The sequence below is a fragment of the Bradyrhizobium sp. CCGUVB1N3 genome, from assembly GCF_024199925.1.
Classification (GTDB): Bacteria; Pseudomonadota; Alphaproteobacteria; order Rhizobiales; family Xanthobacteraceae; genus Bradyrhizobium.
In genome coordinates, this window is the sequence record NZ_JANADR010000001.1 from 4,172,900 (window position 1) to 4,195,322 (window position 22,423).

Consider the following 22,423-nt stretch of genomic DNA (forward strand, 5'->3'; position numbering starts at 1 on the left):
AGCGAGACCTACTTCCCGTCACCTTTGGTCAGCAGCAATTGCCCGCGCTTGCGAATGGTGGCCTGCGCCAGCTCGGCGAAGCGCTGCAACGACCAGGGCAGCACCACCTCGACGCGCACCTGATCCTCACCGACGTCGATCTGGCCTGCTGCGACCTGGCCGAGCGCGCGGATGCGGAAATTCATGCGGTCGCCCTCCCAGCGCTCCTCCTCGACATGCATCACCGGAATGCTTGCGGCCGCGCGGCCAAGCCCGGACTTCAGACGACGCGCGGCCTCCTCGCGACCGAGACGGTGCGGGATCGAAACGACGAGCGGTGCTGACATGGCCCAAGCCTTCCCTTCACTGACCTTCACATAGTCAGGCCAAGGGAAATGCAAAAGGTTCCGCCGCCCTCGATCTTCCTGCGGTGATCCGATTCAGGAACTTTCGCTTCTACGGCCGGTTGCTCTCGGGGAACGTCAATCAATAGGCAACGGCCTTTCTCGAAGGGCCGGCGGAGATTTGCATGTCCATCGGTACCATCATTCTGATCATTTTAGTCATCGCTCTGCTCGGCGGCTTCAGCGGCATCGGCGGCGGCCCGTTCTATGGCACCGGCTATTACGGTGGCGGAGGGCTGGGACTGATCATCGCCGTCCTGCTGATATTGCTTCTGATGGGACGGATCTAGCTTTGATCGTAGCTCTGAAATCGTAGGGTGGGCAAAGGCGCGAAGCGCCGTGCCCACCTCTTCTATCTCAATCCGCGGAAATCATGGTGGGCACGCTACGCTTTGCCCACCCTACGGTTTCCGCGTCTGCGGCGAATGACTACTTCACCTTCGCCGCCAGCTTCTTGATCGCGGCCTTGATCGGCGCGGCCGCGTCGTCATAGCCCTCCCAGGCCTTTGATCGCGCCAATAATCCCGGCACCGTGCGCAGCGTATACCGCTTCGGATCGAGATCACCCTTCACCTGCGCCCAGGTCAGCGGCATGGAGACGGTCGCGCCGTCGCGGGCGCGCGGAGACAGCGGCGCCACGGCCGTCGACAAGCGATCGTTACGCAGATAGTCGAGGAAGATCTTTCCGTCGCGCAGCTTCTTGGACATATTGAGCAGGTATCGCTCGGGATCATCATCCGCCATCCATTTGCAGACGCCTTGTGCAAAGGCCTTGGCTTCCTTCCAGCTCACCTTGTCCTTCGCGCCGTAGAGCAGCGGCACCACCACATGCAGGCCCTTGCCGCCGGTGGTCTTGCAAAAACTTTCCATGCCGACATCGGAAAGGCGCTGCCGCATCTCCTTGGCCGCTTCGACCACGTCGGCAAAATCGACGTCCGGCGCGGGATCGAGGTCGAAGACCAGACGTCCGGGCGTGTCGTAGGCATCCGGCGCGCAGTTCCAGGGGTGCAGCTCGACGCCGCCGATCTGCGCGACCGCAGCCAAGCCCTCGACACGGTCAATCTGCAAATACGGCTTGCGGTCGCCCGAAACTTTTGCGAGCTCGAGCAGGTTCGACGTGCCCTGCATGGCGTGGCGCTGGAAGAACTTTTCACCATAGATGCCATCAGGCGCGCGCAGGATCGAGCAGGGCCGCCCCTTCAGATGCGCGATCATCCAGTCGCCGACCGCCTCGAAATAGCGCGCGAGATCGAGCTTCGTGACGGGTTCGCCATCGCCGCCATCCGGCCAGAGCTCCTTGTCCGGCTTGGAGATGGCGACGCCCATCACCTCGGCGGCGCCGGCCTGCTTCAGCCGCGTTCCCGCCTTTGCATTGCCCTTCCGCGGCGACGGCTCGGCAAGCTCGGTCTTTACCGGGGTCTCGGCCTCGACCTCCTCGGCCGGCTTGTCCTGCCGCAGGCCCTTGAACGCCGCCTGGCGGATGTTGCCGTCGGCGGTGAAGCCCGCGAACTCGATCTCGGCCACGAGCTCGGGTTTCAGCCAATGCACGTCGCGGGTCTTCTTCGGCGCGTTCTTGCCGCCGAACGGGCTCTCCTTGGCCTCCGCCGCCTTCAACAGCGGTATGATGCGCTTGACCTTGTCGGCACCAAAGCCAGTGCCGACGATGCCGACAAAGGCGAGATCATCGCCGCGGTGCACACCCGCCATCAGAGAGCGGAATTTGCCATTCGTGGTCTTGTAGCCGCCGATCACGACCTCATGGCCGGCGCGGCATTTTGCCTTGGTCCAGCTTTCGGTGCGCCCCGAACGATAGGGTGCGTCGAGCTTCTTCGAGACCACGCCTTCGAGCTCGAGCTTGCAGGCCGATTGGAGCACCGCATCGCCACCGCTCTCGAAATGCTCGACATAGCGAATCTGGCTCGACTTCTTCCTGCGCGCGCCCAGCAACTCCTTGAGCCGCGCCTTGCGTTCCCCGAGCGGCAGCCGGCGCAGGTCAAGACCTTCCGCAAACAGGAGATCGAAAGCAAAGAAGATGAGGTCATCGGTCTTGCCGTCCGCAAGCGCCGCCTGGAGCGCGGAGAAGCTCGGCGCTCCGTTGTGGTCGAGGGCTACGATCTCGCCGTCGATCAGCACATCCGGCAGCGCGCCGCCTTCCTTGGCGATTGATGCGAATTTTTCGGTCCAGTCGAGACCTTTGCGGGTCTTGAGCGTCGCTTCGCCGTCCTCGACGCGAAGCTGCACGCGGTAGCCATCGAACTTGATCTCGTGGCACCAGCCCTCGCCCGGGTGCGGACGCTCCACCGCCGTGCAGAGTTGCGGCGCCACGAAGTCCGGCATCTCCGACACCCTCTTCGCGGTCGTTGCTGTCGTCGCCTTGCCCTTCTTCAAGGCCACGCGCGGCGCAGGCTTGATGGTGCGCGTCTCTGGCTCGGTGCGATTGGACTGCCAGACCGCATCGGCCTTGCCCTTGGTGCCCTTCGCCAGCATGAACGGCTTTGGCGCGCGCCCCTTGCCCCCGGCGATCTGCTCCATCGCCCGGCCGGAGGCGACCGATTTGTCCGCGTCCAGGATGTCGTTGCCCTCGCCTTCGCGGGCATAGTCGTCGCGGTGTTTGATCAGCAGCCAGTTGGTGCGCTTGCCCCCGGTGCGGTCGTTGCGCATGCGCACGAGCACCCAGCTTCCATGCAACTTGTCGCCGTGCAGCGTGAACTTGAGGTCGCCCTTCTTGAAGCCGCGCTCGGGATCTTCAGACTCCCAATAACCGCGGTCCCACAGCATCACCGTGCCGCCGCCATACTGGCCCTCCGGAATGGTGCCTTCGAAATCGCCGTAGTCGAGCGGATGGTCCTCGACCTCGACCGCCAGACGCTTGTCATGCGGGTCAAGCGACGGCCCCTTCGTCACAGCCCAGGACTTGAAGACGCCGTCGAACTCCAGCCGAAGATCGTAATGAAGCCGGGTCGCATCGTGCTTCTGGATCACGAACCGCCGCTGCTTCGAAGGCGCCACCGCGGCCTCGCCCGAAGGCTCCGGCGTCTTGTCGAAATCGCGCTTCTTTCGGTAGGTGGAGAGGTTTCTCAGCACGAGCGGCCCCGCATTCTCTGGACTTCAGCCTAACACGGCCAAAGTCCGGCGCGGAACCAGAACAGTTGAACGTGCGCTAAGGTTCCTGAGGCGCCGTCGTCGTTCCGGGGCGCGTGCAACGCGAACCCGGAATGACGGAGTTCGTGGCATCAATCCCCCGCCTTCAACCGATACCCAATTCCCGTCTCGGTCAGCACATATTGCGGCCGCTCGGGATCGGCCTCGATCTTCTGGCGAAGCTGGCGGACGTAGACGCGCAGATATTGCGCGTCGGTCAGCTCGTCCCATAGCTCCTTCAACAGGAACCGGTGCGTCAGCACCTTGCCGGCGTGCTGCACCAATACGCGCAAGAGATCATATTCCTTCGGCGACAGCTTTATCTCGCGCTCGCCGACCTTGACGATGCGCCGCACGAGATCGACTGAGAGATCGCCGGTGCGGAACACCGGGCGCTCGCCCTTGACCTGGAGCTGATGCCGAAGCGCAGCCCGCAGCCGCGCCAAAAGCTCGTCCATGCCGAACGGCTTTGTCAGGTAGTCGTCGGCACCGAGATCGAGCGCCTGCACCTTGCCGGCCTCGTCACCGCGGCTCGACAGCACCACGATCGGCACGCTCTCGTTGCGCGCGCGGATGGTGCGGAGCAGCTCGTGGCCCTGGATGTCGGGCAGGCCGAGATCGAGGATGATCAGCGCCGGCTCCTCGGTGAGCTTTTCCAGCGCGGTCTTGCCGTTCGGCGCTTCCAGGATGTCATAGCCCTGCGTGGTCAGTCCCATCCGCAGCAACTTGCGAATCGGCGGCTCGTCGTCGATGACCAGAACCTTGATCGAGGGTGCGCTCATGCGGCGGTATCCAATGCGTTGGTCTGTGCGGGGATCGGCAGACGAATCGTGAGCACCGCACCACTGCGATCCCCGCGGTTCGCAGCCGTGATCGTGCCGCGCATCGCCTCGACGAAGCCGCGGGAGATCGCAAGTCCGAGCCCGGTGCCGGGCCGGACATGATCGCCCTTCTGCACACGATAGAACTTGTCGAACACGCTCTCGAGCTCGCCCGGCGGGATACCCTCGCCTTCATCGGTGACCTCCAGCACGACACGATCCCTGTCGCGCTGGCTGCGGATTGCGATCGTGGTATCCGGCGGCGAATATTTTGCCGCGTTGTCGAGCAGATTGAACAGCACCTGCTCGAACAGCACGGCGTCGAGCTCGAGCATCGGCAGATCGGCGGCGAGCCGGAGCTCGACCTTGTGTCGCGTCAGGATCTTGCTCGCCCGCCTCAGCGCACTGCCTACGATTTCGCTGACGTCGTGCAGCGCTGTGTTCGGCACGATCGCGCCGGATTCGAGCTTGGTCATGTCGAGCAGATTGGCGATGAAGCGATTGAGCCTCTCGGATTCGTCGATCACGGTTGCCAGCAGGTCGCGCTTCTCGGTATCGGACAGCGCGCCGGCGAGATCACGCATGGTCGAGGCCGCGCCAAGCACGGAGGCGAGCGGCGTTTTCAGGTCGTGCGAGATCGAGGTGAGCAGCGCCGAGCGCAGCCGCTCGGATTCGACCGTGCGCTTGACGCGGTCCATATCTTCGACCAGCAGCACGCGCTCGATCGCGAGCGCGCCCTGGTCGACCAGCGCGTCGAGCAGGCGGCGCTGATCGGGCGTCAGCAGCGGGCCGGTGCGGTCGTTGTCGATGCCGATGACGCCGATCGGGCCGCGCCCGGTGCGCATCGGCAGGAACAGACGCTTTGCGCCGGGCAGCGTGTCGGAGCCACGGCCGGCAGACCGGTCGTTGCTCCAGGCCCAATTGGCGGCGGCAAGGTCAGCCTGGTCGAGTTCATCCTCCGGCGGATAGCCCGACTTCACCGTCAAGAGCCCCTCCTCCGGCAACAGCAGCACCACGCGGACCTTCAGCATTAGCGCGATCTGGTAGGCGGTCGCCCACAAGACATCGTCGAGGGTCGCGGTGCCCGCCAGCTTGCGGCTGAAGGCATGGAGTTGCTCGGTCATCCTGATCCGGCCGATAGCCGTGTCGGCCTGGGTGCGCACTCGGGCAGCGACGTTGGACACCAGCATCGCCACCACCATGAACAGCACGAAGGCCGCAACATTGGTCGGATCGGTGATCGTGAAGGTGTAGATCGGCGGCAGGAAAAAGAAGTTGTAGGCAAGCGACGCCGCGACCGTGGCAAGCAGCGACGGCCAGAGCCCATAGCGCACGGCGACAGCCACCACCGCCGTCAGCAGCACGAGATCGACGTTCTCGATACCGAAGTACGGCTGGATCAGCTCGGCCGCGCCAAGTCCAAGCAGGGCGATCCCGAGCGCCTTGAGATAGGGGCGCGGATCGAACGGCTCGGTACGGGCGGCGGTCTGCACCGCTGTTTTCGGCGCAGCCTCGCCGGGCAATTCGTCGCCGGAAATCACGTGCACGGTGATGTTGCCGGAGCGGCGCACGAGGTCGTGCACCACCGAGCCGCGCGTCATCTCGAACCAGCGCGAGCGGGTCGACTTGCCGATCACGATCTGCGTGACGTTGTTGCCTTGCGCAAAATTGACGACGTCGTCGGCTATGCGGCGGCCGACCGCGGGGATGGTCAGCGCCTCGCCGCCAAGGGATTCGGCAAGCCGCAGCGTATCTGCGAGCCGGTCGCGCTCCGCGTCCGAGAGCTGGAGCGATCGCCGCGTCTCGATCGAGATCGCGGTGAATGGAGCGTGCAGCCGGTCGGCCAGCCGTTTGGTGTAGCGCACGAGGCCCGCCGCGCGCGGATCCTCGCTGACGCAGACCAGGATGCGCTCGCCCGCGGCCCAGGGACCAGCGATGGCGTTGGCCTGCATGTGAGTGAGGAGCTGCTCGTCGACGCGCTCGGCGGTGCGCCGCAGCGCCAGCTCGCGCAGCGCCGTGAGATTGCCCGGCGAGAAATAATGCTCCAGCGCCCGCTCGGCCTGCTTGGGCACATAGACCTTGCCCTCCCTCAACCGCTGGATCAGGTCGTCGGGCGTGAGGTCGATCAGCTCGATCGCATCGGCGCGGTCGAACACCGAATCCGGCACGGTCTCGCGCACCCGCACATGGGTAATCTGGGCGACGACGTCGTTCAGGCTTTCGATGTGCTGGATGTTGACGGCGGTGTAGACGTCTATGCCGTTCGAAAGGAGCTCCTCGACGTCGAGATGGCGCTTGGGATGACGGCTGCCGGGCGCATTGGTGTGGGCGAGTTCGTCGACCAGGGCGATTTGCGGCCTGCGCGCGATCACCGCATCGAGGTCCATCTCCTCGATGACCTGCCCGCGATAGTCGAGTTTCTTGCGCGGGATCACCTCGAGCCCGCGGAGCAGCGCTTCAGTCTCCACGCGGCCGTGGGTTTCGACGAAACCGACGACGACGTCGATGCCCGCCTTGCGCTTGGCGTGCGCGCTTTGCAGCATCTCATAGGTCTTGCCGACGCCGGGGGCGGCGCCGACGAAGATCTTGAGCTTGCCACTCGCGCTCTCCTCCCGGCGCGCTGCTTCCAGCAGCGCCTCGGGCGAAGGACGTTGTTCGGGATCGCGGCGCTCTCGGACCATCAGCGCATTATAATCATCCGGCCTCGGGGAGCCTAGGCCGCTACTTGGCGGCTCGGTCGAGCGCCAGGTTCAACGCCAGCACATTGACCCGGGGCTCGCCGATCAGGCCGAGCAGACGGCCCTCGGTGTTGGCGACCACGATCTGCCTCAGCGAATCCTCCGGCATGTTGCGCGCCTTGGCCACACGCGGCACCTGGAATTGGGCGGCTTCCGGCGAAATGTGCGGGTCGAGACCGCTGCCGGATGTCGTGACCAGGTCGAGCGGAACGGGCTGACCCGGGTTTTCCGCCTTCAGCTTGTCCACATCTTCTTTCAGCCGGTCGGCCAGCGCCTTGCTGGTCGGACCGAGATTGGAGCCGCCCGAGTTGGCCGCGTTGTAGGGCGCGGACACGGTCTTGGACGAATCATTCGGATCCGGCGCAACCGTCGCCGACAGGCGGCCGTGGAAATATCTGTCCTCCTTGAACTCCTGCCCGATCAAGGCGGAGCCGACAACCTTGCCGTCCTTCTCGATCAGGCTGCCTTGCGCCTGGCCTGGGAAGAGCACACCGGCAATGCCGGTCATCGCGAGCGGATAGGCCAGTCCCGTGATGACGGTCAGCGCGACCAGCAGGACGATGGCGGGGCGGATTTCTCTGAGCATTGTATCTCTCCAAGTTCTCCGTCATTGCGAGGAGCGAAGCGACGAAGCAATCCAGGCTCGCAGCCGCGCGGGCATTTCTGGATTGCTTCGCTTCGCTCGCAATGACGACTACGCAAGGTGCAAGGCGGTCACGACCAAGTCGATCGCCTTGATACCGATGAAGGGAATGATGATGCCGCCCAAGCCGTAGATCAGCAGGTTGCGGCGCAGAAGCGCACCGGCGCCAACCGCGCGATAGGCAACGCCTTTCAGCGCGAGCGGGATCAGCCCGATGATGATCAGCGCGTTGAAGATGATCGCCGACAGGATGGCGCTCTGCGGGCTCGACAGGTTCATGACATTGAGCACGTTGAGCTGCGGATAGAACGCCAAAAACATCGCCGGGATGATCGCAAAATACTTGGCGACGTCGTTGGCAATCGAGAACGTCGTCAGCGCGCCGCGGGTCATCAACAGCTGCTTGCCGATCTCGACCACCTCGATCAGCTTGGTCGGGTTGGAGTCGAGATCGACCATGTTGCCGGCCTCGCGCGCAGCCTGCGTGCCCGTGTTCATGGCGACGCCGACGTCGGCCTGCGCGAGCGCCGGCGCGTCGTTGGTGCCGTCGCCGCACATGGCGACCAGCTTACCCTTGGCCTGCTCGTCGCGGATCAGCTTGAGCTTGTCCTCGGGGGTCGCCTGCGCGAGGAAGTCGTCGACGCCGGCTTCCGCCGCGATCGCGGCCGCGGTCATCGGATTGTCGCCGGTGATCATGATGGTGCGGATGCCCATGCGGCGCAGCTCCGCAAAACGCTCGCGGATGCCGCCCTTGACGATGTCCTTGAGCTGGACGATGCCCAGCAGGCGACCGTCCTTGGCGACCGCCAGCGGCGTACCGCCGGACTTCGACACATCATCCGCGATCGCCTGGATCTCGCGTCCGACCTCCGAGAGCGCAGCCGGCTGCATGGCGCGCGCCGCATTGCCCGAGGCGACCGCCAGCGGCGAACCACCGCCGATATAGTTGAGCATCGCATCGATAGCGCCCTTGCGCACCGATGAGCCGCCCGCATCGACGCCGCTCATGCGGGTTTGCGCCGTGAAGGGGATGAAGGTGGCGCCGAGCTCGGCCATGTCGCGGCCGCGGATGCCGTATTTCTCCTTCGCCAGCACGACGATCGAGCGGCCTTCCGGGGTCTCGTCGGCGAGCGAGGCGAGCTGCGCGGCGTCGGCGAGTTCCTGCTCGGTCACCCCGCGCACGGGTCGGAATGCAGTCGCCTGACGGTTGCCGAGCGTGATGGTGCCGGTCTTGTCGAGCAAGAGCGTGTCGACGTCGCCGGCGGCCTCGACGGCGCGGCCGGACATCGCCAACACGTTGAAGCGCACCAGGCGGTCCATGCCGGCAATACCGATCGCCGACAACAGCGCGCCGATCGTGGTCGGGATCAGCGTCACGAACAGCGCGACCAGCACGATCACCGAGATCGAGCCGCCGGCATAGGCCGCGTAGCTCGGAATCGTGACGGTCGCGAACACGAAGATGATGGTGAGGCCTGCGAGCAGGATGTTGAGCGCGATCTCGTTCGGCGTCTTCTGCCGCTCGGCGCCCTCGACCAGCTTGATCATGCGGTCGATGAAGGTCGAGCCCTGCGCGGCGGTGATGCGGACACGAATCCAGTCGGACAGCACCTGCGTGCCGCCAGTCACCGCGGAGCGGTCGCCGCCGGATTCACGGATCACGGGCGCGGATTCGCCGGTGATCGCGGCCTCGTTGACGGAGGCGACGCCCTCGATCACCTCGCCGTCAGACGGAATCGTATCGCCGGCCTCGACCAGCACGATGTCACCGACCTTCAAGCTCGTACCCGGCACGAGCTTGAATGTGCGGTCGGAGCCGGTCAGCAGCTTGGCCTGGCTTTCGGTCCGCGTCTTGCGCAGCGAATCCGCCTGTGCCTTGCCGCGGCCTTCGGCCACGGCTTCTGCGAAATTGGCGAACAGCACCGTGAACCATAGCCAGAGGATGATCTGGAATGTGAACGCGAGGTTCGCACCGCCTGTGAGAAGATCCCGCACGAAGATCACCGTGGTGAGCGCGGCCACGATCTCGACCACGAACATCACGGGATTCTTGATCATGACCCGCGGATCGAGCTTGGTGAAGGATGTGCGAATCGCCGGCACGACGATCTTGGGATCGAGCATCGCCGAGACTGAAGCGCGCTTTTGCAGTTTCATGGTTTCCATGGAGGTCACTCCAGACAAATTCGATCAGAAGACGTTGCCGGCGTTCATCGCGAGATGCTCGACGATTGGTCCGAGCGCGAGCGCCGGGAAGAAGGTCAGGCCGCCGATGATCAGGATGACGCCGACGACCAGACCGACGAACAGGCCGCCGGTGGTCGGGAACGTGCCGGCTGACGGCGGATGCGTCTTCTTGCTTGCGAGAGAGCCGGCAATGGCCATGGCCGGGACGATCATGAAGAAACGGCCGACGAACATCGCGCTGGCAAGCGTCAGGTTGTAGAAGAAAGTATTACCGGTCAGGCCCGCGAAGGCCGAACCATTGTTGCCGGTCGCCGACGTGTAGGCGTAGAGCACTTCGGTGAAGCCGTGCGGACCAGCGTTGGCCATCGAAGCCACGGCCGGCGGGAACACCACCGCGACCGCGGTCCAGCCGAGATACATCAAAGGCAGTACCAGGATGGCGAGCATGGCCATCTTGACCTCGCGCGCCTCGATCTTCTTGCCGACGTATTCCGGCGTGCGGCCGACCATGAGGCCCGCCACGAAGATCGCGAGGATCACGAACAGCAGCATGCCGTAGAGGCCGGCGCCGACGCCGCCGACGATGATCTCGCCGAGTTGCATGTTGATCAGCGGGATCATGCCGCCGAGCGCGGTGAAGCTGTCATGCATGGCGTTGACGGCGCCGCAGGAGGCGGCCGTCGTGATCACGGCGAACAGCGAGGAGGCGACGATGCCGAAACGGACCTCCTTGCCTTCCATGTTGCCGCCAGCCAGCCCAAGCGCCTGGAGCGTCGAGGTACCATTGGCTTCCGCCCAATAGGTGAGGGTGACGCCGGCGAGGAACAGCACGCCCATCACGGCGAGGATCGCCCAGCCCTGACGCTGGTTGCCGACCATGCGGCCGAACACGTTGGTCAGCGCGGCACCGAGGGCAAAGATCGAGATCATCTGCACGAAGTTCGACAACGCCGTCGGGTTCTCGAAGGGATGCGCCGCATTGGCGTTGAAGAAGCCGCCGCCATTGGTGCCGAGCATCTTGATCGCCACCTGCGAGGCGACCGGGCCGACCGCGATGGTCTGCTTGGCGCCCTCCAGCGTGGTCGCCTCGACATAGGCCCCAAGCGTCTGCGGGATGCCGTCCCAGACCAGGAACAACGCATAGACGATGCAGATCGGCAGCAGCACATAGAGCGTGCAGCGGGTGACGTCGACCCAGAAGTTGCCGATGGTGCGCATCGAGGCGCGCGAGAAGCCGCGGATCAAGGCAACCGCAAGTGCGATGCCGGTCGCGGCCGACAGGAAGTTCTGGTGCGTGAGGCCCAGCATCTGCACGAGATAGGAGATCGTGCTCTCGCCGCCGTAGTTCTGCCAGTTGGTGTTGGTGATGAAGGAGATCGCCGTGTTCAAGGAGAGATCCTCAGCAACCGCGGGCTGGCCCGCCGGATTGAAGGGCAGCAAGGCCTGGAGCCGCATCACACCGTAGATGATGAGGAAACCGCCGACATGGAACAGGAGCATCGAGACCGTGTAGGTCAGCCAATGCTGCTCGCGCTTCTCGTCGACGCCGGAGATCCAGTAGAGCCCGGCCTCGACCGGGCGCAGCACCGGGGACAGGAAGGTACGCTCGCCGTTGAAGAGGCGCGTCATGTACCAGCCGAGCGGCTTTGTCAGCGCGAGGATGGTGACGCAAAAGAGAATGATCTGGAGCCAACCGATAACAGTCATGGCATTTGGTCCTTGAGAACCGGCCTTCCGCGCAGCATCGGTAGAAGAACCGCGAGCAGCACCGCCACAAGGGCGGCGTCGGCCAGAAGCAGTTTGAGGAGCAGCAACACCCTAGAATCGCTCGGGCCGAAGCAGCGCGTAGGTGAGGTAGAAGAGAAGGCCGAGCGAGACGGCACCGGCGAGCGAATAGTCGAAGATCATGGCGTCGCTCCCGTCACAGCCGTTCGCAGGCGTAGGTGTAGCCGATCGCGAGCGCGAAGAAGGCGAAGCCCAGCGCCAGCATGATGATGTCGAGCATGAGAATGTCCCTATGCAACCGGGCGCGGTCCATGGACGGATGCCGCGCTGTCGGGCGAGAAGTGCCACCCGAGGCATAGGTTTTCGAGATGGAGGCTATGGCGACGATATAGGAATCTCATAAAGGCCGGGGGCGCGGGCCGAGAACAGCGAGGTAAATGAAGCTGTCGCCCCGCCGCCCCTGCGCAATTGCGCACCAAGCCGGGATGACATTTGAGGGTGTGGAGGGTTTTGCCGCCCCTTACGCACATCGCTCCGACCTTTATGAAATCCCTATATTTTTCTCCCCCGTCCCACCTCGCTTTCAAATGCGCTTGCCGCGATCCTGATGGCGTCGGCTGCGGAGCTGCGGCCGGCCGAGGATCGAGACGCCGTCATGTCTGCCATTCCGCAAAACTTCGATCCGGCTTCGCTCGGCGAGCAGCTTCGCAGCGCGCACACGGTCACGCGGCCCCTGATGCTCGACCTCATCGACAAGGCCTGCCGTCGCTTCCCTTCGCTCGGACAGAGCGAGCGAACCGCGCGGCTGATGCGCCTGATCGGCGCCGAAGCCTGGGTCGATGCAACGCTCGCATTAGTAGAGCTCGAGCTACCGCTGTGGCAGGTCCGCCGCATCGCCTATGACGAAGGCGAATGGTATTGCGCGCTCTCGCGCGAGCGCGAGTTGCCGGACTGGCTGGACAGTTCGGTCGAGGGGCGGCATTCCGACCTCGCACTGGCGCTGCTCTCGGCCTTCGCGGAGGCGCAGGCGCTCACCGCAGAAGTGACCCGGCCCAGCGTGCCGTCCGTCCGCCAGCCCGTGAGCCCGCTCTACGAGCCGGTCAATTGCGACCATTTCGGTTGACCGCAATCCCCATCGCACCAAGAGGATACCGCCATGTCGATGCTCACGCATCGCTTCGAACAGCCCTTTCGTCCCCTAGAGAGGAAGAGCGTTCCCGAAGCCTGGATCTCGAACGCCCACGCCGCGACCATCCGGCGTGTCTGCTTGGGCACGCTGGCGCTCCTCTCGATGGGAAGCGTGCTGACCGTGCTGATTGCCTTGAAGACCGTGATCTTTATGCAGCGATTTCACTTCTGATCGGCCCGCCGGCAGTTCGCGCCGACCGGAACCGCCTTTATGTACCTCCTATGCGATGCCGCCTCCGGCCCTCTCGCATTCCTATGGCCTTCCGGCCCACGATAGGGCGAGCGAATTTCTCGAGAAGGCCACCATGGCCGCAATCACCTTCAACGACGCCGGTCAGACCCGTCCGCGCCGGCGGACGTGGGAGAAGCCAGATACAGCCGCGGTCGTGCACCCCAATCTTCAACCGCTCGATCCTGAAATCGTCAGCGCCGCCATTCCGGCTTTCTTCATCGGTCGCAACAAGGTCGGCCTATGGGTTGCGCGTGAAGCGCAGGGCTGCCTTGGCGGGCTCTTCCTGTTCAAGAGCTCGGCGATCCATTTCGCCCATGCGCAGAGCCGACCTGCACGGTGCGCGCTTATCTTTCCGTCTGAAACATTCGAGCTCGATGTCGACAATCGCGGCAATCCGCTCGTCGGAGAACTCGCAAAGTGGATGGTCCGCGCGATGCGCCATCTGGCGCGGCTTGCGACAAGGTAGCCCTTGCGGGAGTGCACGCAGATGATCGAACTCAAGATCATCTTCATGATCGCGCTGATGGGGACACTGCTCATCGGCATACGCGTCGGTGCGGCACCGGGCAACTAGCATGCAGTCCGCCAAGGCAAATCTCGAGCACGCGGTCACGGTCACCATCTTGACCATGACGCTGAGCCTGATCTGGGGCGCGGTCCTGACGCTAGTGATCACGCTGATCGCGCGCGGATTGGGCGTCTAGGTCGGAGGCACCGGTGGCGGCCTACGAGGCCGGGACTGAGGTCGCGATGCCCGCCGGTTAGGCAGCTCCTGCGCAGGGAAAACGCTGCCGCCGATCTGGCGCAAGCTCGGGGAACCGTGTAGAGCGGTTACCATGGGTAGCAGCAACGTCCACGTCGTCGATCACCCCCTGGTCCAGCACAAGCTCTCGCTGATGCGGGAAAAGGACCGCTCGACCAAGAGCTTTCGCGAGATCCTGAACGAGATCGGGATGCTCTTGTGCTACGAGGTGACGCGCGACCTGCCGCTGGAGCTCGTGGAAATCGAGACGCCGATCTCGCCGATGCAGGCGCCGAAAATCGCCGGCAAGAAGCTCACGCTGGCGCCGATCCTGCGGGCCGGCGTCGGCTTCCTCGACGGCATGCTGGCGTTGATGCCATCCGCCCGCATCGCCCATATCGGGCTCTATCGCGATCCCGCGACCTTGCAGGCCGTGGAGTACTACTTCAAGGCGCCGCAGGATCTGTCTGATCGCACCGTCATTCTGATGGATCCGATGCTGGCGACCGGCAACTCGGCCTGCGCCGGCGCATCCCTGCTGAAGGCGCGCGGCGCCCGCGACATCCGCTTCGTCTGCCTGCTGGCCGCCCCGGAAGGCGTCGCGCAGTTCCAGGCGGAGCATCCGGACGTGCCGATCTGGACCGCCGCGGTCGACGAGCGGCTCAACGACCACGGTTATATCGTGCCGGGCCTGGGCGATGCCGGCGACCGGATGTTCGGCACCAAGTAGACAGTTTTGCGCGACCGGGGTACTGCGGTAGCCATGCGCCCCAACGATCGCTCGCTGCAATCGCTGATCGGGATCGAGACCTTCTCCGATCCCGCGCTGGTGTTTGACGGCACGCCCGTGCCGCGCGCCGAATTGTCGGGCAGGATCGACCAGACCGCGGCGTGGCTCGCCGCGCAAGGCATCGGCAAAGGCGATGTGGTCGCGGTGTGGCTGGTCAACCGCATCGAATGGATCGCGCTGTTGTTCGCCGCGGCCCGGCTTGGCGCAATCGTCGCCGCGGTCAACACGCGCTACCGCAGCGCGGAAGTCGCCCACCTCCTCCGCCTCTCCGGTGCGAAGCTTCTGGTGATGGAGGCCGCGTTCCGCTCGATCGGCTTTGCCGCCATTCTTTCGGATATCGCGCCAAGCGACGTGCCGGCGCTCGAAAGGCTCGCCGTGGTTGGCGCGGATACGATTCCCGCGCAATGGCCCTGCATACGCTTCGACGCCTTCGAGACGCGCTATCCGGCGGCGCCATCATGCGGCGACGTCGACCTGCCGGTGCTGCTCTACACCACCTCGGGCACGACCAGGGGGCCGAAGCTGGTGGCGCACTCGCAAACGACGCTGGCCACGCACGCGGCTGCCATCGCCAAGGCGCTTGCGCTTTCGCCGCAACGCCATTCGCTGCTCGCAATGCTTCCGTTCTGCGGCACGTTCGGAATGACGGCCCTGCTTGCCTTCCTCGCGGCTGGCACCACCATCCACGTGCTCGACGCGTTCGAGGCCGCGCCGACGCTCGAAATCCTCGGCGCGCACAGGATCACGCATGCGTTCGGCTCGGACGAGATGTTTCGCCGCATCCTCGCCCTCACCGATGCGCCGCGCCCGTTTCCGCACGCGGAAGTGCTTGGCTTCGCCGCGTTCCAGCCCGGTTGGCGCGAGTTTGCGGTGGAGGCCGAGGCGCGGGGCTTGCCGCTGTTCGGCCTGTACGGCTCGAGCGAGGTGCAGGCCCTGTTCTCGATCGGCCGGCACGACGCCGCCTTCGCCGACCGCATCGAAGGCGGCGGCTGGCCGATGTCGCCGGCCGCTCGCGTGCGCATCCGCGATACGGACAGCGGCGAGCTGGTGGGGCCCGGCGTCTCCGGCGAGATCGAGATCAGCGCTCCCTCGCGCTTCCTTGGTTATTTCAACAATCCGCAAGCGACGCGCGAGGCGACCACCGCCGACGGCTTCTTCCGCACCGGTGATATCGGCCGGCTGCGTGACGAGGGCTCCTTCGTCTACGAAACACGGGCGGGCGATGCCATGCGGCTCGGCGGCTTCCTGGTCGCGCCCGGCGAGATCGAGGATGAGCTCAAGTGCTGCGCCGGCGTTGCCGATGCGCAGGTCGTCGCCGTCGATCTGAGTGGACAGGCCCGCTGCGCCGCCTTCGTGATCCCTACGGAAGAGCCGCCGCAAGAAGCCACACTGATCGCGCATGTGCGCGAGCGGCTGGCCGGCTACAAAGTCCCCGCGCGCATCTACTTCGTCGACGCCTTCCCCGTCACCGACAGCGCCAATGGCGTCAAGATCCAGCGCGCCAGGCTGCGCGCCATGGCCATGGAAAGGATCGCCGCCGAATAGCGCCGCCTATTTCAGGTAGCTCGCGAGATTCATGCCCAGGATCTTTGCGAGCGCCGAATAGGACGCGGTGAGCTGGGACTGGTAGGTCGACAATTGCGCCGTGACCGCCGCGACGTCGACACTGGTGAGATCGCTTCCCAGCGTCTCGGCATAGCTCTTGTAATCACTCTGGCGCGCGCTCGCCGTCTCGATCTGCGAGGCCGAGCTCGACAGTTTCGCCTGCACGGCAGCGGTGTCGTCCAGCGCAGTGCTCGCCAGATCCAGCGCGCTGGTGATGTCCGACGACGACAGCGAGGAGCTGTTGGCGACGAATTTGAGGACGCGCATCACCTCTTCGAAGGCCGAATTGTCCGCCGTCACGCCGTAGGCCACGCTCTGGTCGGTCGCAACGCGGACCGAGGCGATCTCGCTGTCGCCGTTATAATAGCTGGTGTCAGCCGTCGTGGTGGATCCCGTGCCGGTGGCGAAGCTCGTGAGGTCGACCGGCGCTGTCTCCGTCTTGCCCCCGGCAAACACGTACTGGCCGTCATACTGGGTGTTGAGCAGCGATCCCATCTCCTCCAGCATCTGCTGTGCCGAAGAGATCACCGAATTGCTCTCCGTCGAGCTGCCGGTCGAGGCGGCGCTGAGCTGCGAACGCAGCTGTGTGATGATATCGGTCATCGAGCCGACCGCGGAATACATCACCTGCACCTTGCTGTCGGCGAGCGTCGCCGCGTCGACATAGGATTGCGCCCGCGTCACCGAGACCTGGAGGTTGACCACGTGCTGCGCGGTCGAGCCGTAGCCGCCGAAATCGGACGAGATGACCCCCGACGATTCCTGGATCTGCTCGTTGGCCATGACCGCCTGCACGCGCATCGCGTCCGCGATCATCGTGTTCGACTGCGCAAACGTGGCCACCCGCATCGCCACCATGGCCCGCTCCTCGCTTAGCCCGACTGCACGGCGGTCAATAGCGCCGAGTACATGGTGTTGATAGCCTGGATCAGGGCGGAGGCCGCCGAATACTTGTTCTGGAGCGTGCTAAGCCGGGCCGATTCCTCATCAAGGTTGACGCCCGATTGCGACGACAGCGAGCTCGCATAGGTCGACTGCGCGGTCTCCTTGGCGGTGTAGTTGGTCGAAGCCTGCGAGGACTTGCTCGCGACGTCGGAGACGATCGCCGCGGCGTAGTCGGCGAACGAGCCGGTGGTCGCGGCCAGCCCCCCCGCCGACGAGAACGTCCGCGAGTCCGTCAGCGCGTCGTAGAAGTTGTTGACGACGGTCGCCGAGCCCGACGTCAGCACCTGGCTGCCGACAGTCAGGCTGGATGACGAATCCAGCGTTGCGAGCTGCAATTCATCGGTGCCGGAGAGAATGCTGCTGTTGACCGCGATATCGGACGCGCTCGTGCCCGTCACCAGATCGTTGAGACCAAAATACTCCGAGAACCCTTCACTGGCGCTTCCGACCGAGCTCGTCATCTCGTTGATCGCGACGCCGTCGCTGGAATCGGTCGACGTGATGGTCAGGTGTCCGTTCGAATCGATCGAAGCCGAAAGCCCGGAGATGCCGTTGATGGCGGTCACGAGATCCCCGACCGTGGAATAGGACGAGAGGTCGAGATCGCTGTAGGAAACGAGGTTGCCGCTCTGATCGGTGACGGCAAGGCGCACCGTGCCGGTCGCGGACAGCGCCGTCGCGCTGGTCACGCTGGTCGTACCGGTGAGGGTGGTCGGCGGCGGCACCGATGAGGCGCTGTTGGAGACGCCGTTCATTGCCGAGGCGAGCTGCTGGGCAAGCTGGTCGAGCTGGGACTGCGCTGCCGGCAGGGTCTTGTCGCGGAGCGTGATGAGGGCGCCGATGTCGCCGCCGGTGATCTGCGAGGTGATGTCGACCCCGTTCACCGTGATGGCACTGAAGCCGCTGGACGACGATCCGGCGCTGTAGACGGTCGATGAGGAGACGTTGGCTGCCGTCGTATAGCTGATCGTGTGCGCGGAGCTGTCGACCAGCGCCTGGCCGGACGTGGTGTAGATCTGGAGATCGCCGTTCGATGCCGTGTAGTAGCTGACATTCATCTTGGAAGCGACGTCCTGCAGCGCGGTGTTGCGCTGGTCCTCCAGATCCGCCGTGGACTGGCCGGTCGCTGCGGTCTGCTTGATCTCGGCGTTGAGCTCGGCGATTTGCTCGAGGTCGGTATTGACGTCGTCAATCGACGAGGAGATGTCCTGGTCGGCGTTGGAACGCAGTTTCTGGATGCCGCTCGAAGTCTCCCGTAGCTGGCTCGCGACGTCGTCGAGCGCACTGACGACATTGGATTGCAACGAGGCGCTGTTCGGCGTGCTGGCGAGCGAGGACAGCGCCGATTCCAGCGATGCGATCGTATTGGCCAGCGAGGTTCCGGTCGAGGAGCTGCTTGAGCTGCTGGTCGAGCCGTAGAGCTTCTCGAGCGAGGTCAGATACGTGTTGGTCGTGTCAGCCGAGCCGAGGTCGGAGGTCGCAGAGATCAGCGACTTCAGCAGGAGCTTGTCGACGTTCGACGTGATGCCCGTCACCGTGACGCCGGTGCCGACACCGCTGGTGACGCTGCTGGCCTGGTTCGCGGTCTTCTCGGTGTAGCCCGTCGTGTCCGCGTTCGAGATGTTCGACGACGTCACGCTGATCTGCACTTGCGTGGCCGAAAGCCCGCTGAAGGCGATCAATCGTGCGATATCGAGCGACACGGCGGCTGCCCTTCCTGTCCTCAGGCCTGACGAATGGTGCCGCTGGAGACCGCGCGCGCGGCGAGCCGGCCCGAGGCGCCGTAGGGCGACACCGAGGCGATCTGCTCGCGGATCGCCTGCATCACCGCCTCGATGCGGCGGTTGCTGGCCTCGATCGCGGCGCGCAGGCGCACCAAATTCTCGTCCATCGCCGCGCGCAGCTTCAGGATCCGCTCCATGAGCTGTTCGCGCAGGATCCGGTCGCGGACATGCAGGCTGGTCGAGCCGGCGGCGCATTCCGCAACGGTCCTTTCGAAGACCTCCGCCAGCCGGTTCTTCTCGTCGACTTGCTTCAGGCGCGAGGCCGGAAGCCCCTTGGCGAGCTCGGCGTTCTCTTCGGCGACCAGCGCGGTCAAGCCGTCGATCAGCGCGATCAGCGATTTGATGCGCGCGTCGCCCTCGGCGACGCTGGTCCTGGTCATTTGAGCCTGTTTCATGTTCGTTGCTTTCGTGGTCTCAATTGTGCCGCCGGCCGCGGCCGATCTGGGCGCCGCGCAAATAGGCGCCGATCGCCGTGGTTCTCACGCTTGTCTGCCGCGTTTCGTCTTTGATCGCCTCGGATTCGCGGATCAGGCCGCGGCGCGCCGTCTCGATGTCGTCGAGCAACGCGAGCAATTCGCCGCGCTCTCCGCGAGCGGCGTGGGCCCGCGCGATCAGCCGCCGCAGTCGCAGCAATAGCGCCTCTCCCGCGGCGTGGCTCCGTTCCCCGCGCATTGCCTACCTCATCGCCGAGATCAGGGTGTCGTACATCTTGTTGACGGTCGAGATGACCTGCGAGGCCGCGGAGTAGGCCTGCTGCGCCGAGATCATGCTGGAGAACTGGCTCGAGGTGTCGGTGGTGGAGGATTCGAGCTCGCTGCCATAGATCGTGCCCGCACCATTCTCGCCGGAGGCCTGCAGCGTCGGGTCCCCCGACGTGACGGTCGCCGAATACATCTGGTCGCTGCTGGCCGAGAGACCGTTCGGGTCGGCAAAGGTCGCCACCGCGATCTTGTAGATCGCGATCGTCTTGCCGTTGGAATAGGTGGCATCGACCACGCCGTTCTTGCCGATCGCGATGCTCGACAGCGTGCCGTAGGACAGGCCGTCCGAGGTGATGCTGGTGACGTTGACGGATGGTGTGGTTTCGCCCGATGCATATTGCGTGAGGCCGTCGGTCCCGCCCACGGTGCCCATATCCAGCGTGATGGTGCTGTCGGCCGCGCCGTCGGTCCAGCCTGTCACCGAGACGGTCGCTGGGCTCGGGCTGGTGCTCGCCAGCGAGCCGTCGCTGTTGAATGTGATGGCGACCGTGCCGCTGCTCGTGCCGGTCGTGGTCGAGGTGTCCGACGACGAGGTCGGATTGGCGAAGCTGGCGCTCCAGGTGTTGGTGGCGGTCTTGGTCCAGGTGATCTGCATCGAGTTCGCCGCACCGAGCGAGTCGTACACCGTCATCGAGCTGGTATAGGTGTCGCCCGTGGCGGCATCCGACGGCAGGTTCGCCGCGATCGTCGTCGTGGTGGTCGCGCTGCCGCTGGTCGATGCCACCTCGGTGTTGATGGCCTCGAGATTGCTGGCCGATTCATTGCCCGACACGTTGCCGTCGGCGTCGGTGCGCCAGCCCTCGAGATAATAACCGTTGTTCTCGAGGTAGCCCGCGTTATCAATGGTGAAGGCGCCGTTGCGGGTATAGGAAACCGTGCCGCCGGACGTCGCGTTGGTCGCCACGAAGAAGCCCGAGCCCTGGATCGCAACGTCGGTCGCGTTGGACGTCGCAGCCAGCAGGCCCTGCTGGGTGATATTGGCCCGGCCGGAGACCGTGACGCCGCCCGAGGCATAGGAGGTTGCGTTGCTCGATGCGGTGACGAGGTCATCGAACATCGCAGACGTCGTCTTGTAGCCGGTCGTGTCGGAATTGGCGATGTTGTCGCTGATCATCGACAAGGACTGGCTCTGCGCGCTGAGCGCGGAGATTGCCGAAGAAAGTGCGCCGCTGAGACTCATGATCGAACTCCGGAAAAAATCAGGACGTGACGCCGATAATGTTGGCGGCGCTCACCGCGACACCGTTCACCGTGAGCGATGGCGTCGAGGTCGAGGTGTCGATGCCGGTCACCGTGCCGGTGACCGTCGTGTAGTTGAGTACCGAGCTGCCGGCGGAGTCAGTCGCGGTCATCGAGATCGTGTACTGGCCGCCGTCGGTGAGCTGGTTGCCGGACGAATCCTTGCCATCCCAGGTGAAGCTATTGGAGCCGGCGGTGCCGGTGGTGGTGGTCGTATAGACCGTGTTGCCGGACGAATCCTTGATCGTGATGGCAACGTCCGAGGACGCGGCGGACAGCGAGTAGCCGAACGTCGCCGAGCCGCTGCTCAGCGTCGCGGTGTCGCCCTTCGCTTCCACCGTATGGCCGATGTAGTTGACCGAGTTCAGCGTCACGAGGCTCGAGAACGAGCTCGCGAGCGCGCTGAGATTGGTGTTGATCGACTGCTGCTGACTGAAATTGGCGTAGGACGTGAGCTGGTTGATGAAGTCCGTCGTCGACGTCGCGTTCAGCGGATCCTGGTTCTGCAACTCGCTGACGAGCAGGCTGAGAAACTCATTCGACGTCAGCGATGAGGTGGATGAGGAGCTCGACGACGATGTCGTCGTCGTTGCTGTCGAAGTGGATGTCGTCGCGGCAACGGTCATCGAAAAACCCCGGTTCATGTGCAACGCGCGGCTAGCGAACGCGTCGGGTTGCGCTTGAAATCTGTGTGCTGATGAAACGCGCGGGCGCGTGAATTCAGGCGGGGATTCGCGCGGCGCGATGCGCTTTCCGAGGCGGCAAAATCTGCCGTGTATGGCGAGAGAGCTAGCGCCGCGGCAACGACTCCCTCTCCCCGTTCTTACGGGGCCACGACGAGCCGCGCTCGCGCTGAGTGGGTTGGAGTGAGGGGCTGCCTCAGCGCAGACGGTGAAAGAGGCACTCGCGGAGACTCCCCCTCACCCGGAATCCGCGCTACGCGCGCATTCCGACCTCTCCCCGCAAGCGGGGCGAGGTGAAGAATTCTGCGTCCGCTTCAAGGTCGAAGCTATTGAAACACGTGAAAAGTGGAGCTCAGTTGCCCGCGGTCTCGTCCTGGGCGTGGGGCTTGGCGGGATCGGCCGTCCGCAGGGCGGCGGCGACGGTACGATCGGCAAGTCCGGCAGGCGCCCGCACAGGAGGAGCGGCCAGCGCATTGCGGAGCGCGCGTGCCGCTTCGAGCAGAGCACGGGCATCGGCGGAATGACCAAGCAGCTCTTCGGCGGACGAACGACGGTCTTCGGGCCAGAAGGACAAGTCCTCGCCCAACCGATCGATCAGATCCTCAAATTCGCTGACGTCCATCGCCCGGGTCCCGCACCCCCGGGCATGTCATAAAGCATTGCGGAGGCGACGGAAACCGAATTCGCCTGTCTGGACGCGACAACACCGGCAATGGCCCGCGGAATTGCCGCCGAGAACCGCCGCCCGGCCGCATCGCGCGCGGAGAAATACGGGAGGCAGGAACCCGCGCCGGTCGAAGCGGAAGCGAGCCCGAC

Annotated in this window: 22 protein-coding genes; 7 read left to right on the forward strand and 15 right to left on the reverse strand. The window is 64.7% G+C overall.

All coding sequences use genetic code 11. The annotated features are described in order from the left end of the window. Nucleotides 1-8: 8 nt before the first annotated feature. Nucleotides 9-326 (reverse strand): polyhydroxyalkanoic acid system family protein, encoded by a 318-nt coding sequence (locus NLM33_RS19895; RefSeq protein ID WP_254097868.1) that lies wholly within the window; start codon nt 324-326, stop codon nt 9-11. Nucleotides 327-508: 182 nt separating this feature from the next. Here NLM33_RS19895 and NLM33_RS19900 point away from each other — a divergent pair, with 182 nt between their 5' ends. Next, nucleotides 509-673 carry a DUF3309 family protein gene (locus NLM33_RS19900; RefSeq protein ID WP_254097870.1) on the forward strand — a complete coding sequence of 55 codons (165 nt, stop codon included), beginning with the start codon at nt 509-511 and terminating at the stop codon, nt 671-673. A gap of 139 nt (nt 674-812) precedes the next feature. Here the strand turns inward: NLM33_RS19900 and ligD are convergent, their stop codons facing one another. From ligD to NLM33_RS19935, 7 genes are all read right to left on the reverse strand, one after another. Further along, nucleotides 813-3,467, reverse strand: a complete 2,655-nt coding sequence (ligD, locus tag NLM33_RS19905) for a DNA ligase D (protein ID WP_254097872.1) — start codon at nt 3,465-3,467, stop codon at nt 813-815. Between the two features lie 149 nt (nt 3,468-3,616). After that, entirely contained in the window at nt 3,617-4,306 is a 690-nt protein-coding gene (locus tag NLM33_RS19910; RefSeq protein ID WP_254097874.1) for a response regulator, read from the reverse strand. Beyond that, nucleotides 4,303-7,026 carry a sensor histidine kinase KdpD gene (locus NLM33_RS19915; RefSeq protein WP_254097876.1) on the reverse strand — a complete coding sequence of 908 codons (2,724 nt, stop codon included), beginning with the start codon at nt 7,024-7,026 and terminating at the stop codon, nt 4,303-4,305. The genes NLM33_RS19910 and NLM33_RS19915 overlap by 4 nt, the downstream gene beginning before the upstream one ends. Nucleotides 7,027-7,066: 40 nt before the next feature. Further along, nucleotides 7,067-7,669, reverse strand: coding sequence for a K(+)-transporting ATPase subunit C (locus tag NLM33_RS19920; protein WP_254097878.1), 603 nt, complete (start codon nt 7,667-7,669; stop codon nt 7,067-7,069). 108 nt (nt 7,670-7,777) lie between these two features. Then, complete coding sequence (gene kdpB, locus NLM33_RS19925) at nt 7,778-9,892, reverse strand: potassium-transporting ATPase subunit KdpB (protein WP_254097880.1); 2,115 nt, start codon at nt 9,890-9,892, stop codon at nt 7,778-7,780. A 24-nt stretch (nt 9,893-9,916) separates the two neighbouring features. Beyond that, complete coding sequence (gene kdpA, locus NLM33_RS19930; RefSeq protein ID WP_254097882.1) at nt 9,917-11,620, reverse strand: potassium-transporting ATPase subunit KdpA; 1,704 nt, start codon at nt 11,618-11,620, stop codon at nt 9,917-9,919. A gap of 111 nt (nt 11,621-11,731) precedes the next feature. After that, nucleotides 11,732-11,821 (reverse strand): K(+)-transporting ATPase subunit F, encoded by a 90-nt coding sequence (locus NLM33_RS19935; protein ID WP_018454042.1) that lies wholly within the window; start codon nt 11,819-11,821, stop codon nt 11,732-11,734. 424 nt (nt 11,822-12,245) lie between these two features. Between NLM33_RS19935 and NLM33_RS19940 the strand changes: the two genes are divergently transcribed. The 6 genes from NLM33_RS19940 (at nt 12,246) to NLM33_RS19960 (ending at nt 16,135) form a co-directional block, all read left to right on the forward strand. Further along, nucleotides 12,246-12,761 (forward strand): hypothetical protein, encoded by a 516-nt coding sequence (locus tag NLM33_RS19940; RefSeq protein ID WP_371929970.1) that lies wholly within the window; start codon nt 12,246-12,248, stop codon nt 12,759-12,761. A gap of 33 nt (nt 12,762-12,794) precedes the next feature. After that, nucleotides 12,795-12,998 (forward strand): hypothetical protein, encoded by a 204-nt coding sequence (locus tag NLM33_RS19945; RefSeq protein ID WP_254097884.1) that lies wholly within the window; start codon nt 12,795-12,797, stop codon nt 12,996-12,998. Between the two features lie 133 nt (nt 12,999-13,131). Beyond that, complete coding sequence (locus NLM33_RS19950; RefSeq protein WP_254097886.1) at nt 13,132-13,524, forward strand: hypothetical protein; 393 nt, start codon at nt 13,132-13,134, stop codon at nt 13,522-13,524. Nucleotides 13,525-13,633: 109 nt separating this feature from the next. Then, nucleotides 13,634-13,762: a hypothetical protein gene (locus NLM33_RS49285; RefSeq protein WP_256570537.1), complete on the forward strand. Its 129-nt coding sequence runs from the start codon at nt 13,634-13,636 to the stop codon at nt 13,760-13,762. Between the two features lie 132 nt (nt 13,763-13,894). Beyond that, nucleotides 13,895-14,530 (forward strand): uracil phosphoribosyltransferase, encoded by a 636-nt coding sequence (gene upp, locus NLM33_RS19955; protein ID WP_254097888.1) that lies wholly within the window; start codon nt 13,895-13,897, stop codon nt 14,528-14,530. Nucleotides 14,531-14,563: 33 nt separating this feature from the next. Then, a complete protein-coding gene (locus NLM33_RS19960) occupies nt 14,564-16,135 on the forward strand; it encodes an AMP-binding protein (protein WP_254097893.1) in 1,572 nt (523 codons plus the stop codon). Nucleotides 16,136-16,141: 6 nt separating this feature from the next. Here NLM33_RS19960 and NLM33_RS19965 read toward each other — a convergent pair whose 3' ends face one another. The 7 genes from NLM33_RS19965 to NLM33_RS19995 all read right to left on the reverse strand — a co-directional run bounded on the left by NLM33_RS19965 (nt 16,142) and on the right by NLM33_RS19995 (nt 22,229). Then, a complete protein-coding gene (locus NLM33_RS19965) occupies nt 16,142-17,053 on the reverse strand; it encodes a flagellin (RefSeq protein ID WP_254097895.1) in 912 nt (303 codons plus the stop codon). 14 nt (nt 17,054-17,067) lie between these two features. Beyond that, nucleotides 17,068-18,843, reverse strand: a complete 1,776-nt coding sequence (gene flgK / locus NLM33_RS19970; RefSeq protein ID WP_254097897.1) for a flagellar hook-associated protein FlgK — start codon at nt 18,841-18,843, stop codon at nt 17,068-17,070. A 20-nt stretch (nt 18,844-18,863) separates the two neighbouring features. Next, nucleotides 18,864-19,319, reverse strand: a complete 456-nt coding sequence (locus NLM33_RS19975; RefSeq protein ID WP_254097899.1) for a flagellar protein FlgN — start codon at nt 19,317-19,319, stop codon at nt 18,864-18,866. A 19-nt stretch (nt 19,320-19,338) separates the two neighbouring features. Then, nucleotides 19,339-19,596, reverse strand: coding sequence for a hypothetical protein (locus NLM33_RS19980; RefSeq protein WP_254097901.1), 258 nt, complete (start codon nt 19,594-19,596; stop codon nt 19,339-19,341). A 3-nt stretch (nt 19,597-19,599) separates the two neighbouring features. Next, nucleotides 19,600-20,865 carry a flagellar hook protein FlgE gene (gene flgE / locus NLM33_RS19985; RefSeq protein WP_254097903.1) on the reverse strand — a complete coding sequence of 422 codons (1,266 nt, stop codon included), beginning with the start codon at nt 20,863-20,865 and terminating at the stop codon, nt 19,600-19,602. Between the two features lie 19 nt (nt 20,866-20,884). Further along, nucleotides 20,885-21,550 (reverse strand): flagellar hook assembly protein FlgD, encoded by a 666-nt coding sequence (locus NLM33_RS19990; protein WP_254097905.1) that lies wholly within the window; start codon nt 21,548-21,550, stop codon nt 20,885-20,887. 409 nt (nt 21,551-21,959) lie between these two features. Then, nucleotides 21,960-22,229, reverse strand: coding sequence for a hypothetical protein (locus tag NLM33_RS19995; RefSeq protein WP_254097907.1), 270 nt, complete (start codon nt 22,227-22,229; stop codon nt 21,960-21,962). Nucleotides 22,230-22,423: the final 194 nt, after the last annotated feature.